The following is a 14,529-nucleotide window of genomic DNA, read 5'->3' on the forward strand; positions in this document are numbered from 1 at the left end:
CTTTAAGGCAATGCCGGCAAGTTCGGCATCAGTTGTTCTAAATCGTTTGGACCACTTTTGATTTTCAAAGTATCAATCGGGGAACGCCATGCAGAGCCAAAACTAAAGGGATTTAGAGAACCACCATTCGGAAGTCCGGTCCCTTTATCTGCATAATAATAGTCAATAATGTAACCACCTTCAACAAGGTCATTAAACGCAAACGCCCCGTAAGAAGAGCACTTCGCATATTCAAACTTACCGGTTTCCACAGACTTGAGACGAACTATAGCGCCCGCCTTTGCGCCAGGAATTTTACCCACCATCGAAGCCAACTTCAATTTGGAAATCGTCTCGAACGTGAGCTTATTTTCGTACTTTGTCGTAATCACGGTATCACGGACACCATTGCTATCGGCCTTTGCCAAAGTCGTATCGGCATAGCCACGCAGCAAGCTGAACTTGGAATCAGTCGGCCACGGAGTATCGCGCTTTACAAGGTAGCGGACTGGGTCTAGCTTTTTCGCAGAAACTTGCGCCGTATCTTTATTTTCGACAATAAAGAACATGTCTTTCAAGGAATCGAGAACAGGCTTGTTATAAATTACGACCAAGGAATCATGCGGGAACGCATTTTTCGACTTACCCGTCACCTGCACCGTCTGGATTTTTGGAGCGAGCGTATCGGCCTCCATTTCTTTCCATTCAATTTCGGCATAGTTCCTTGCGGTATCTAAAGCACGGGAAAGCGAATCCTTTCCGGTACGGCAAATAAACTTGTACAAGACTTCGTCTTTCGGTTTTGGATCAAAGTAAAAACGCGGAGCGTTCAATGTCCCGAGATACACAAGTCGCGGGTAAAGCGTATCGCCATCCGGCGAAGCAAGATAGCAGTTAGAAGTATCCGCAAAAGCAGAGTCAAAATAGACGCGGCGCGTAAAGTTCGCTTCCAGTACGTTTGCAAAAGGCTGCGTGACATTGTCCATTTCCATCAGCGAAGTGTCTTGGTCCGCAAGCGCAATCCAAAGCGTGTCCTGCGTTGTTTCATTCAATAGCAAATCCGAAATCCAGACACCAGCAAGTTCCGACGACGGTTCAATCCTGTGGTTGCCATTCCCATCGACAAATGCGACAACGCGATAACGCCCAGCCTTAAGCCCTGTAAACGTGAAGTTTCCAATGCTATCAGCCGCCGTGATATAAAGCGGTTCTTCTTTTGTAAGCATCGGGAGCGAATCCAGCACATGCGTAGTCGTATCGCGATACTTTTCAAGATAGCGCTTGGATTCACGTTCAGGACCCATCAAATAAAGGCCCACGCTCGGGTACGATCTTTTGCGCACAAGGGAATCGCTCACCATCACACGACCGGAAAGCGTCAAAGAGTCAATCGTAGCACCCGTCGAGAATACGACCTGGAACGGCTTTGCCAGCGCATTACCGCGTAAATCCTTGATGCCACCAGCGAACGTAACGGTATAAGTCGTTCCCGTATCAAGTTCGGCACGCGAATAAACTTCGAGCATCTTGCCGTGAACTTCGTAACGCAACTTCTTTTCAATCGGAGGCGAAATGGAAATAGCACCACGCGGAATCGAGGCGTTGATCCATTCATCGAATTCCAATTTCACATAAAGTTCATTCGGATGATTTGCAGTCTTTGGTGCAGGAGACACCGCCGCGACACGCGGCGGCAGCTTATCTTCGGGACCACCCGAAGGAGCCACTTGCGTAGCGCAAGCAGCTATCATCAGGCATGAGGCCAAAAAATATGCAACCTTCGAGAACTTCATTCTCACTTAATCAAATCAATAATCTTGCCAATGCGGGTGAATCGAACGCGGAACGGAATGCGCCACCAAGTCCATGGTTTGCCGAGGGCAAACTTTCCATCATCGTTTTCGAACGAGAAGTAAATGACAAAAGCCTTTGCACGGATGTTGCGCAACGAGACAAGTCCCCAATAACGGCTATCGGCGGAATTATCGCGGTTGTCGCCCATCATAAAGTACTGCGGGTACTTCACGACATAGCGATTAATCTTTTCGGAACCGAGGTACAAATTGCGCTGAATTTCGAAATGAGACTTTTCCACAACTTCGGTGGAATCCGTAGAATCCTGAGCCGGCACCGCCACATTCAAGCGCTTCACATTACCATCAAGATCCTGAAGGATGGAACCTTCAAAGGACACGTAACTCACAGGACGAGTAAAACCGCGATTCAAATCAGGATCGTGCGAATCAATCATCGGCAAAAAGCCAATCTTCGCCAGTTCCCTGAAATAGTTGAACGGCATCGCGCCAGACAACGTATCGCCAAGCGTAAGTCGCTGTTGAATTATAGTCTGGTTTCTCGAAAGCATCGCATTCAGCAAGAGAGCGCGATCATTTTCGACCGGAAATCTAAAATCCTTGAACACGTAATTGTTGTTTTCGCGGCCATTGAGCAAAAGCGAAAGCTCCAGACGTACAGAAGAATCCGGATTTTCCTGAGCCACGAGAGAACGCAACCACCAAAGTTTAATCATCGAAATAGAATCAACATACAGCGTATCGCCCGCAGAGGGCACTACAAATTCTTCGACTTCATCTCGCGGAGAAAGCGTGCGAACATTCGCCGTCCACTTTCCGAATGCCGGGAGAGAATCCTGACGCTTGCCATTCAAGAAAAGCTTGCCACCATGAACCGCCACTCTATCGCCACTCACCGCAACGCAACGCTTGATGTAGTCCTTCGGACCATCGGCATAATGCACCAAATGCGGCTGGCCTTTTTCGGGGGCGTGGTCCCAGTAGTAATTGCCCAGCATAAGCGCATTGAACAGATGCGTGTAACGCTTGGGGTTATTATCGGGATATTCCGGTTCGCCCGGATAACGGAAGATGACGACATCGCCGTGCTTGGGTTCTGCATATCCTGGGAAGTTCTGGTTCGAGAACGGAATCGGCGAGCCGTAAGTAAACTTGAGACCCAGCAAGAAGTCACCCGTCTTAAGCGAATCTTCCATGGAACCGCTCGGAATCTGGAACGCCTGGATGACGTACTGGATAACGATTAAAGCAAGAATGATCGGTACAACAACTTCACGTGTAAAAGATTTAAGAAACTTCTTTATGTTTTTTTTCGGAGATGTCTGTTCCATCAAAACTCCCAATTACAAACTCTTGACCGTTTTCACAAAATTACGGCTTACAGTAATCTGCGTCTTGTTCTTGTCGCGAAGCACAACGCAAAGGCGACCGCTTTCAGTCTTTCGAATTTCGGAAATGTAGTCTATTGCCACCAAATGAGCACGATGAACACGAACGAACTGGCGCGGGTCAAGCCGCTTTTCCAATTCCACAAGCGTAAGGTCTATAATGTACTGCGATGTGGTCGTGTAAGCCGTCGTGTACTTTTCTTCGCTCTGGAAACGAATGACCTCATCCATATTCACAAGCAAAATGCGGTCGGGCTGTTTGACCTGCAATCGCTGCATGTAAAAGCCGCTCGCGTTCATCATTTCTTTGAACTTGTCCCACGAGAAATCCGCCGGAACGCCCTGCCCGACTTGTTGCGGCATGCGCTTGCGAAGCTTCGCCATCGTCGCCTGCAATCGCTCGGGATCAATTGGCTTCAAAAGGTAATCTACAACATTCTCTTCGTAAGCACGGAGTGCGAAGTTATCGTAGGCCGTCGTAAACACGATGAGCGGAATATCGTCTTCGTTCAGCGATTTCAGAACTTCGAACGCATCCATGTCCGGCATCTGGATATCCAGAAATACGACATCCGGGTCGAGTTCATGAATCTTTTCAATCGTCTGCGTACCAGAAGAGGCTTCGCCTAAAATTTCAATTTCACCCGAATAAGCTTCGAGCAAGGAACGCATGCGCACGCGTGCTAGTGGTTCGTCATCGGCAATTAAGGCAGTAAACATATTATCCAACTCTTACTATTTAATTTTCTTATAAAAACGAATTAGCACGGCTTTCATGCCTTCGGCATCGCGATAGACATCGCCCAACTTCATAAAAGCCAAATTTCCAACCTTATCACGCTTAAAATCCCAACGGACCGAATTGTCCGAGAGACTCACCTTCACAATGCTATCGGCATACACGAATGTCCCACGAAGCGTATCAACACTTACGGAATCCTTCATGATAGATTCAACCACCATGACCTTGCCATCATTAAACAAGTCCATATTCACTACGCGCTGATTACAATTATCACAGGGCAGACGTCCCGAATAAAAACCAAAGACTTCCGCAGGAATTTCTATGGGCGGCAAATCAGGGAGCGGTTCCGACTTCTGTTCAGAACAACCCACAAATAGTCCACACATCATTGCAGCTAGCGCACAGGCATACTTCATGCATAATAATCTAAAAAATTTCGGACAAGACAAATGGAGGGCGGCTCTAAAAACCGGTCGAATAGACCACTCTAAAGCCTAGAGTCACTTTGGAACGAGCCGGATCAAGCTTTTCGCGTTCTTTGGGGTCAAGTGCGGTTACCTTGTCCGACCAGCCACCACCACGAACAACGCGATATTCGCCCTTTTCAGGACCTGTGTAATTGTCGCTTTGTTTTTTCGGATAAGCGTCATACCAGTCATTGACCCATTCAGCAACGTTACCGGCCATATCGTAAAGGCCAAAAGCGTTCGGCAACTTTTGAGCCACCATATCAGGACCAGCAGTTTGTCCGTAATACGCATACTTAGACGCGACATCTGTGTCCCAATAATAAGTTGTCGAAGTACCACCATGAGCCGCAACTTCCCATTCATTTTCTGTCGGGAGACGGATCGAAGCGGCAGAGTAATTTATTTTTAAATCCACCAGAATCGAATCACCGGCAATGGACTTGTAGACATAGGCCGTATCAAGGCCTGCAAGTTTTGAAAACGCATTGCAAAAGAGAGCGGCACGGAACCAGCTTACACTCGAAACGGCAATCGAATCTCCCGTCTTATACTGTTTCGGCCAGTCCCCCATTACAAATTCATAAACCTTTTGAGTCACTTCCGTCGTGGCCATAGAAAATGAATTTACGCCAAAAGAATTCACACCACGAGTAATTGTAGCCTTGGGAATTTTAGCCCACCCGAACATGCCCAAAATCGTGGGATCCACATGCAAAGAATCCTTACTCGAAGAGGAATTACTTACAACGCTAGACGAGTTGCCTTTATCAATAGGAGGTAAGGGAGTGCCTTCAACAGCATCACCGCTTGCCGTGCAAGCATCCAGTGCCAAAAGCGCCCCTAGCGATAATATCGCCATGAAAGCCATGCAAAACGGCATGAATGGTTTCAAACGCATAGTCACCCCCTCGTCAAAGATTAACGGACAACGCCGACGCGGTAAAGCTTCTGCTTTGTCTTGCCACTTTCGAACTTGACCTTCAAGCGAGCCGTATAAATATCCGAGCCCAAGTTGTGCAAGTCGAGATTAGCCTGATTCATGCCGGCAACGCCATCCGGAATGTCCGTCTTGAATACGCACAAACCAGTGATGTCATAAAGTTCAAGTCTTACCGTACGCGGCTTTGTGCCCAGTTCCATGCGAACTTTCGCTTCGCCACCGCGCACCGGATTCGGATAAATAAAGAATTCCGTAATTTCGTCCTTGGCCTTTACGTCATCGACATCGCCAAGCTTAGAAGCATCGAAGAATCCCGTGCGTTCGTTACCAGCAGCCGGGAGCGTCCAAGCAGCGGCGGCCTTTTCGGCACCATCGGCAGCCTTGTCCAGACGGAACGCGGTCACGCCCGTTCTGTGGAACGCGTAAAGTTCCGGGCCTTTGGAATTCTTAACAGCATCCGTCACAAAAATGCTCATCGGAACAGCCTGCTGCAACGAATCCGTCGATTCGTAACTGCCCGCCGCAATCGGGAAGCGGTCGGTAACGCGTTTGCCCTTGCCCGTATAAGCATAGACCAAGCCATTGCTCGACGGCACAAGAATTTCAGGAAGCTTATCGCCCGTTACATCAACAATCAACGGATCGCTGTGGAATCCCGTAATAGGCGTACCGCGATTAATCGTCACCGGGAACCCGTCCACCGGAACGCCAAAGCGGTCAAGCGCATAAACGAGGTTATCGCCCAGGAATACAATTTCCGGATACGCATCGCCGTTCAAATCACCGAACGCCATTCCAGAAGTTTCGTCAGCGAGCCCGCTCGTTCCAGCCGCGCCACGCTTGTATACGCGCACCCACTGAGCCGTCTGCTTGCCACCTTCGCCAAGCTTAAAGCTAGCGACTGTACCGCGACTACCAAGCATCACAGCTTCAACCGTTCCATCGCGATCCAAGTCCGTGCAAGCCACACGGAAACTTTCGTTCTTGGAAGTAGCCACTTGAGCAAATCCAGCCTTTTGCTTGCTAAAGCTCGGCTTTGCATCGGCCTTGTTTTCGAGCGAGAACTTGCGCATAAAGATTTTGCCATCTTCGCCCACAACCACGCCAAAGTAATCTTGCTTGTCCACCTTGCAAAGCGCCATGTCCTGCGGGTGAGCAATGGATTCCGTCGAGGTAAACGTGCGTGTCATTTCATCAGTCAAGTTCACCGTCCAGAATCCGGAATCCGCAGCAAAGAACAAGTGCGAATTAGCGACAATCGGCCCAACCAAAGCAGTACCCACCGCCGAAGCTCCAGCAACGGATTTCTGCAAATCCATATCATCTTGCATCGGGACGCCAGCGTTAAACGAAGTGCGCACCAAATGCTTCTTGTGCAGAGAATAAACGCGTTCGCCATCGCTTGCAAGCCCGACAAGCGGTCCATAGCTTGGGCCAACACGATAAAGTGGAACATTCACAGTCTGATTCTTTTTCGAAACCTGCTTTTGCACTACAGACGTGTCCGACATGTACAACGTATCGCCAAGAGCATTCATCGCCTGGAGCGTTCCATCTTCAGAAGCAAACACAATCGCCTTGCCCGTTTCATCATCTTCGTAATTGACAAATACGGCACCGCGCACAGCATTCGCAAGTCCCACATTCTTCGGGAACTTCGACTTTTCAATGCTTCCATCGTCAATGCTAATCGTCACGCGAATGATTGGTGCAGCAAAGTTAATCACGCTATCACCCATGAACGCATTTGCGGTCCTTTCGATGCGAGCATCCTTCGGAATTTCCACAGAAATCTTGATTCCCGTATAGCCGCCATACGTCGTCGCAGTATTCGCATAACCCGTTGGCATAATGGGATCCGTCGTATCTGGATAATCCATCGGCATGATAGTCTTGATTGTATCAAGCTTCTTGAGGGTATCATGCTTTTCGTCTTTGGTATAACGCAAATGCGGGAGCAAGTCCGCTCCGCTACCAAAATCGTAGGTATCTTCGCCAAGAGCATTCTTGAACGACTTGCCAATACTCAAGATGCAATCGGATTCCACAAGCGAAAGCCCAAACTGATGGTCGCGAAATTCATTTCCACCCCAATAGTTTGCAATTCCGTACTGGAGCGTTTCGCGCAAATACCAATCGTTCACTTTCCACACAGCGATACCGCTTGCCGGAAGCCCCGCATCAAAACTGCTCACGCCAAGCACAAGACCTTCCGCCTTATTCTTGTTGGACTCGCACTTACTCTTGACACAGATTTCATCTTCGAATATCGTAGAAAGACTATCGACAATAATTTTCCTCTTCATTGTCGTATCATTACTCTGCGTCGCTTGGCCAAGATACACTTCCACCATCCCGTCCTTAGCCCAGGAACGCTGACGGTTTTCAATCAAGATGTATTCACTAGCACTCAGAGCGACCTTCACGATTTCGGTCCCGAGACCGCTACCCGCCGCCGCAACATCAACAGTAACCGGATGCCCCGCCGTCGGGCGCACTTCCTTAACATTAGACCAGCCCATGTAGGCGCGTTCCCACGCAGCAGGCAACACAGGAAGAAATCCATTGCCAGCATTGTAGCCCGCAAAGTCCATCATGTCGAAATAGCCCAAACGGGAAATACCCTTGGCCGCATCGTAAGTGTTCGGCAACCCCAATTCACGCCCAATCTGGTTCACCACAAAACCGTTGATACCCCAGTTCAGTCCATCCTGCGATGCCGTTTCGCTCACCACCATAATCGACTTGAGCGTATCAATAGAGGAACCCTTCAGCACAAGACCGTTATTCAGAGAATCGTCCGATATCGCAACTTCGGGAAGGCTTTTGGGCAAATAAGTCCACAGAACACCCGAAACAAAGCTATCCCAAAAATCACCTGGAGTGTTGGCTCCCTTCGTCCCCATGCTGCCACCATCAACAAGACTGCTTGCTCCAGCATGCGCAATCATGAACGCACGCTTTGTATTCGGATTTTTAGAAAGCGGAATATTGAACGGCGAATTCTTCGAGCCATGCGCCTTCATCACGACATCGTACACAAAACGCAAGTAATCGCAAGTGCGGGCTGAATCGTACTCGGCAGCCTTTTCGTCCTTCATCCTCTGGGTACGATTGTATTCAATCATCTGCTTGTCGAGCGTGTAAATCGTTGGGATAATACTATCCTTGATGACAAGCTGGCCACCACTTGCCGCCTTGTAATAGGCATTCGCAAAAGCCATATGCTTTTGCCAATAATAAATTTTGCCGCGGTCTCCAGCCGGATCCAAGTTATACGTCCCAGTATCAGTACCAAAATGGCCCGTACCTGTCGTAAGCGAGTTATCGGGCTTTTCCTCCTTGAACTGCGCAAGCAGCACAAACACTTCGAGAGTATCCACAGCATGCGCCAATGACGTTAAGGACAATACGATTAAAAACAATGCGAAAAATTTGGCATTCAACTTCATGGTTATAATTTACTAAAATAGAACTTAGAACTTAGAACTTAGAACTTAGTTTTTTAGTTTAAAGTCTACTTAGTAGGAAGTAGGAAGGAAAAAACGCTAGTTATTCGCCGATGCGCTGGTAACTTCTAGGAATATTGAGGCGCCAGGTACCGGTGCCGAATGATTTTCCGCGATTGACTTTTTTCACGCGGAGTTCGAGGAAAGTCGTCGAATCACGAACAAAAGAAATCTTGGATGGCGTTTTTACGCCTTTAAATTCTTTATATTCCTCGATGATGATTTTCTCTGTACTGCCGTCACGGCCAGGCATTTCTAGCCATTGCACTTCACCATTCTTTTCGGCATATGTAAAATGGCGGCCCGACGATTCACGGGCATCCACGATTTTCATAGCAACAGAATCTGCGCCAATAGAATCGCGCGTTGCTTTCACTTCAAATTTTTCAGGCAGCACCTTGCCATCAAACAACCCTGCAACTTGATGGATATGCACAAGCGGGAGCGACGGGTCATTGAGCAGTCCGACCATGTAACCGGCACCCTTCACATACATTTTTTCCGTGGGGAAAACCATCTGCCAGCCTTCTTCAAGCCACAGGAGCGAGGCAACGCCTATGCCAAGCGTGCCAGTCAACTCCATGCGGTAGCGCTTGTTCGGGACAGAAAACAGCACGGCATCCAAATCCTGCGTCTTGCCATCCGGCGAATAAATTGTGAGCGAAAACAGAGCCTTCAAGCTATCGGCAGGGGCTTCGGCGCTTTGCACTGTAGGCGCAGTCGATTGCTTTCCGCCAACGCAACCCGTCAAAAAAAGCGACAGCAATAGCAGTAAAAACAATCCACGCGCAAATGCGGAATATTTCGCCACCTTGAAGGTCATACGAACCTACTTCTTTTTGCCAAAGAACTTCAGCGCAGCGGGGTGCTTGGGATTCAACTTCAGCAGTTTTTTGTACGACTTGCGGGCTTCTTTTTTAAGGCCAAGAGCATCCTGAATGGCGCCCAGATGTTCCCAGAACACATCGTCGCGGTTCATCTTCTTGTGGTCAATCAATTGCATCGCCTGGTAAGCTTCGTCAAAACGTCCCATGCGATACAAGCCCCAAGCCTTGGAATCCAAATAGGCGTCCTTGCCCTCGCCATCCTTTTCTAGCGCAAGCGCTTCGAGCACAAGCTTATAGCCCTTCTCGACTTCGGCAGGAGTGCGGTTAAGTTCAATCAGCGAATAGCCATAATAGTTCAATGTCGAAGCCATTTCGTGCGGAGAGAAACCTGGCTGTTTCAACAAAATTTCAAAATGACGGAACGATTCATCATAGCGTTTGAGGCGTTCCAAGTTCATCGCCATCGAAAGGCGCACACGGCTGTACGAGGAATCATTCGCAAAGAACTTTTCGAGCATAGCCTCTGCTTTGATGCGGTTATCAAATGCATGAGCCTTTTTCGCGGTATCAGCACGCAAATCCTTTTCGAGGTCCAAGGCTTCACCGATGAGCGCTCTCGAATAGATGTCCAGAATCTGCAAATACTTGACATGCGCTTCGTTCTTCATAAACGCAAGCTCCGCAGAATCGGCAATACCGGGGAGCGGTTTCCACGTTTCCCAGAATTTCATGAGCGAATCGAGCAAGGGGAACGCCTTTTCGTACTTATCGGCAAGAGCGTACACCGAAGCAAGCAACATTCGCGTATCGCCGTTACTTACGGAATCAGACTTTTCGGCGTACTTGATAGCCTCGGCATAATTCTGTTCGTTCGCAAAAATGTTCACGAGTCCAAGATAAGCGCGGTTTGCATACTTCGGCTGGCCCTGCAATTTACCTACAGAGGCAAGCAAGTGGATTTTAGCGCTGTCGCGCATGCCGATATCGTATTCGTACTGGCCAATAAAGCACAAGACCGCTGGCGTACGCACGCCATCTTCATAATACTTCTTTTTTGCAAACGCATAGGCGCTATCCCCGGGCATCGAAGAAAGCACCATAATCGTCATTTCTTCGTCTTCGGGTTTTGCGCTCGTGAGCGTGTCCACAACGGCTGCGGCTTCCTTAAAGCGCTTCATCGCCATGAGGCCGCGCACTTTCTGCAAGAGCAACTGCTTATCGCCGGTCGCTTCGTGAGCCTTGCCGAACAAATCCACAACCGCAGAATCGCGTCCCAATTCCAAAAGGAGCGAAAGCTGGCGCTGGAACAAAGTGGAAATGTAATTGACTTTGGGCAACAGCAAGTCGTAAACGCGTACAAGTTCGTTTTCGTCTCGAACGGCTTCAAGGAACAAGCTGTAATCGTAAAGCAGAGCCATGTCCTGATAGCGCGAAGAATCAAGGGCCATCACAAAATACTTGCGGCAAGAATCGACTTCGCCGGCCTTTACATAAAGGCGCGCAAGCAACGCATACTGCGCAGCAGTGCGTTTACCCTTGAGTTGGGAGGCCTTCTTCGCTTCGACAAGAGCAAGTGAGTCTTCACCCGCAGCAATTAAGCGTTCAGCAACGCCAAAGCCCAAATAACGGCTCGTCGGATCGGCCTTGTAAGCCTGTTTCCAAAAGAAATCCGCCTGACGCTGGTCACCGCGCATTTCCATGTTTTTTGCGAGGAAGAAAAATTCGTGGGCGGCTTCGAGGTCCACCTCGACTTTGGGCGGTTTAGAGACAATGTCCTCGGCAACCTTTTTTACCAAGGCGGAATCTGCCGCTGTCAAAGTTTTCGTATCGACATCACTCTTTTTTGCAGGAGCAGAACTACAGGCACACAAAGCCACCATTCCCAAAGAAAGCACCCACGAAAAAAATACATGTCGCATTAAAAACTCCCGAAAATATCTTAGTCAGCAATAATAAAGTTCACACGCGTACCCGGTTTTAGATAGTCGCCATATTTCGGAGACGTTTCAATAACAGAACCAGGACGTGCGCCATCTTCACTCTTTTGACGCTTTATAGAACCCACCTTGAAACCAAGCCTATCCATTTGAGGATAAACTTCATCCATGAGGGTTCCTTCGAAATTGGGGAGCAAAATTCTACCTGTTGTAACGCCGGCAGAAATAACGACCTTCACCGTATCGCCAATGCGAACCGTATCGCCTGCAATCGGGATCGTACGAATCACGACGCCGCGCGGAATACTCTGGTGGGCGCCCTTCACAATTTCACCCTGAACAAGACCTGCACGGGCAAGCGAAATATCGGCCTGCTTTTGGCTCTTACCGCGCAAATCAGGAATCACAACCTTGCGGAGCCCGAGGCTCTTCGTGAGCTTTACCGTGCGGCCAATTTTTGCCGTGCGGCCTGCTTTAGGCATTTGCACAAGCACCATGCCTGCAGGCACCTGGGTGCTGTAGCGGCCTTCTTCGACCCATTCGTACTTGAAACCTGCTGCGGTCAAAGCAGATTCAGCGGCCTTTTCCGAGAGGCCTTCCAAATTCGGAACTTCACCTGTGCGGGCGAACGCCCCTGCAAATGCAGGCATCAAAAGCTTATCGACCATAAAGACAAGCGCAATCACAACAACAATCCAAATGGCGAGAGCCTTGAAAAAAGCTGTATGCCTTATCTTATTCCAAATCGACTTTATTTTATTCATAACAGTTCAGTTAGGTTTAGCCCTTAGTAGCCTTTTCTTGGAGTGCATCTTCATCAAAGATGACAATATCCTTGCCGGTCATCGCGATGGCGTTTGCACGAACGAGCAAGGAACAAATGCGGCTCACAGTTTCGCGAGTCGTACCCGACATATCGGCAAGTTGCTGCTGGGTCGGGCGATTATGGATAACCGTCACCATGCTTCCGTTATCCGTATGGATACGAACACCGCGTTCTTCCATCAAGTTCAGAAGCGTTCCTGCCACACGGCCAGACACAGACATGGTCGAAAGCGAGCCAATCTGCTTATTCGCCTTGCGGAGTCGCTTGCAAAGTTCACTCATGAGCGCCATTGCAATTTCAGGAGTCCTGCGGATAAGGCTAAGGAATGACTCACGGTGGATGACAAGCAAAGTCGCGTCAGTCACCGTACGGACGGAGGCAGACCGGGGTTCGCCGTCAATGAGCGACATTTCCCCGAAAAAGTCCCCACGTTCAAGGAAAGATAAAATGGTTTCGCGACCGTCTATGCCAGTCATATAGACTTGCACAGAGCCGGTGGCGATTAAGTACAAAGCCTGCACAGAATCGTCACCTTCCAAGACCACAGTCTCATCGCGATTGTAGTTTTTGACAATTACCAAGTTGGCAATCATCCCCAACTGTTCTTCATTGAGCTCCGAAAAGAGTTCAACGCCCTTTAACAAATCAACTGCGGTTGTATCCATTTTATTTTCCCCTTATTTTGTTTTAGTCAAGATCAACGACGATACTCTGGTCGCGCTTGGCACCGATAGAAACCATGCCAATCTTCACGCCCACGAGTTCCGCCATGCGATACAAGTACTTCTTTGCGTTTTCCGGAAGTTCTTCGAACTTGCGGCACTTGCTCGTATCGACCTTCCAGCCCGGCATTTCTTCGTAGACCGGCGTGCAACGTCCGACCTTGGAAAGCTGGTTCGGAATGAGATCGAGCTTTTCGCCATCGCACATGTAGTGCGTGCAAATCTTGATGGTGTCGAACGTGTCGAGCACGTCGAGCTTGGTGATAGCGAGGTGAGTGAGGCCATTCACGACCGTTGCCTTGCGGACCACCGGAGCGTCGAACCAACCACAGCGGCGGTTGCGGCCAGTCGTTGCACCAAATTCGTTACCAATCGTACGGAGCTTGTCGCCAGTTTCGTCGAGGAGTTCCGTCGGGAACGGACCGTTACCCACGCGGGTGGTGTAAGCCTTCACGACACCGACAACCTGGTCCAAGACCGTGGGGCCAATGCCAGCACCGCAGCTTGCGTAACCGGCAACCGTGTTGCTGGAGGTCACGAACGGGTAAGTACCCTGATCCACGTCGAGGATAGTGCCCTGAGCACCTTCGAACACGAGGCGCTTGCCTTCCTTCACGGCCTTGTAAAGCATTTCGCTAACGTCGGCAACGAACGGCTTGATCTTCTGGCCAAGTTCGAGGTAGTCCTTGATGACCACTTCCGGATCAATTTCCGGAACATCGTACATCACCTTGAATTCTTCGTTGTGAACCTTGGCCATAGCTTCGACACGCGGACGGAGTTCGCGTTCGTCCATGAGGTCACCCACGCGTACGCCAATGCGGTTCACCTTGTCGCTGTAGCACGGACCGATACCGCGACCCGTAGTACCGATAGCAGCCTTGCCGGCCTTCTTTTCCTTGGCCTTGTCCAAGGTGGAGTGGTACGGGAGCACGACGTGTGCGTTGTTAGCGATGAACAGACGACCTTCCGGGTTGATGCCCTTCGTGTGGAGGTCTGCAATTTCGTTCAATGTCTGGATCGGGTCGAGCACGACGCCGTTACCGATGACGCAAATCTTGTCCGGGTGCATAATACCCGAGGGAATCAAGTGGAATACGAACTTTTTGTCGCCTACTTCCACGGTATGGCCGGCATTTGCACCGCCCTGAAAACGCACGATAATATCTGCATCGAGCGTTAAGAAATCAACAACCTTGGCTTTTCCTTCGTCGCCCCACTGGGAGCCGATAACAACACGATTTGCCATAAATCCTTCGTTTTATTTCTTTGACATCGAAACGGTTGCCCCAAGGTACCTCCCTGGAGCCCTTTTTCGCCATAAAGATAGTAAGTCCTCTTTTGAAAAAAAGTGCGCTACATTATAGAAATA

At 49.4% G+C, this 14,529-nt stretch carries 11 protein-coding genes; all 11 read right to left on the minus strand.

The annotated features are described in order from the left end of the window. Positions 1 to 2: 2 nt before the first annotated feature. Complete coding sequence (locus tag HUF13_RS07275; RefSeq protein WP_173474508.1) at positions 3 to 1,772, minus strand: Ig-like domain-containing domain; 1,770 nt, start codon at positions 1,770 to 1,772, stop codon at positions 3 to 5. Positions 1,773 to 1,774: 2 nt separating this feature from the next. Then, a complete protein-coding gene (gene lepB, locus HUF13_RS07280) occupies positions 1,775 to 3,124 on the minus strand; it encodes a signal peptidase I (RefSeq protein ID WP_173474509.1) in 1,350 nt (449 codons plus the stop codon). Positions 3,125 to 3,136: 12 nt separating this feature from the next. Beyond that, positions 3,137 to 3,901: a LytTR family DNA-binding domain-containing protein gene (locus HUF13_RS07285; protein ID WP_173474510.1), complete on the minus strand. Its 765-nt coding sequence runs from the start codon at positions 3,899 to 3,901 to the stop codon at positions 3,137 to 3,139. A 15-nt stretch (positions 3,902 to 3,916) separates the two neighbouring features. Beyond that, a complete protein-coding gene (locus tag HUF13_RS07290; protein WP_304038922.1) occupies positions 3,917 to 4,297 on the minus strand; it encodes a copper resistance protein NlpE N-terminal domain-containing protein in 381 nt (126 codons plus the stop codon). A gap of 91 nt (positions 4,298 to 4,388) precedes the next feature. Then, complete coding sequence (locus HUF13_RS07295; RefSeq protein ID WP_304038924.1) at positions 4,389 to 5,294, minus strand: formylglycine-generating enzyme family protein; 906 nt, start codon at positions 5,292 to 5,294, stop codon at positions 4,389 to 4,391. A 20-nt stretch (positions 5,295 to 5,314) separates the two neighbouring features. Continuing rightward, a complete protein-coding gene (locus tag HUF13_RS07300; RefSeq protein ID WP_304038926.1) occupies positions 5,315 to 8,719 on the minus strand; it encodes a hypothetical protein in 3,405 nt (1,134 codons plus the stop codon). 169 nt (positions 8,720 to 8,888) lie between these two features. Further along, entirely contained in the window at positions 8,889 to 9,668 is a 780-nt protein-coding gene (locus tag HUF13_RS07305) for a hypothetical protein (RefSeq protein WP_173474513.1), read from the minus strand. A 6-nt stretch (positions 9,669 to 9,674) separates the two neighbouring features. Next, on the minus strand, positions 9,675 to 11,591 hold the full coding sequence (locus HUF13_RS07310; protein ID WP_173474514.1) for a hypothetical protein: 1,917 nt from the start codon (positions 11,589 to 11,591) through the stop codon (positions 9,675 to 9,677). A 20-nt stretch (positions 11,592 to 11,611) separates the two neighbouring features. Next, positions 11,612 to 12,373: a PASTA domain-containing protein gene (locus tag HUF13_RS07315; RefSeq protein ID WP_173474515.1), complete on the minus strand. Its 762-nt coding sequence runs from the start codon at positions 12,371 to 12,373 to the stop codon at positions 11,612 to 11,614. 16 nt (positions 12,374 to 12,389) lie between these two features. Next, the gene (locus HUF13_RS07320; RefSeq protein ID WP_173474516.1) at positions 12,390 to 13,100 is read right to left on the minus strand and encodes a Crp/Fnr family transcriptional regulator; all 711 of its coding nucleotides are present in this window, start codon (positions 13,098 to 13,100) and stop codon (positions 12,390 to 12,392) included. A gap of 22 nt (positions 13,101 to 13,122) precedes the next feature. Then, complete coding sequence (locus HUF13_RS07325; protein ID WP_173388700.1) at positions 13,123 to 14,406, minus strand: adenylosuccinate synthase; 1,284 nt, start codon at positions 14,404 to 14,406, stop codon at positions 13,123 to 13,125. Positions 14,407 to 14,529: the final 123 nt, after the last annotated feature.

The organism is Fibrobacter succinogenes (assembly GCF_902779965.1).
GTDB classification, from domain to species: Bacteria; Fibrobacterota; Fibrobacteria; order Fibrobacterales; family Fibrobacteraceae; genus Fibrobacter; species Fibrobacter succinogenes_F.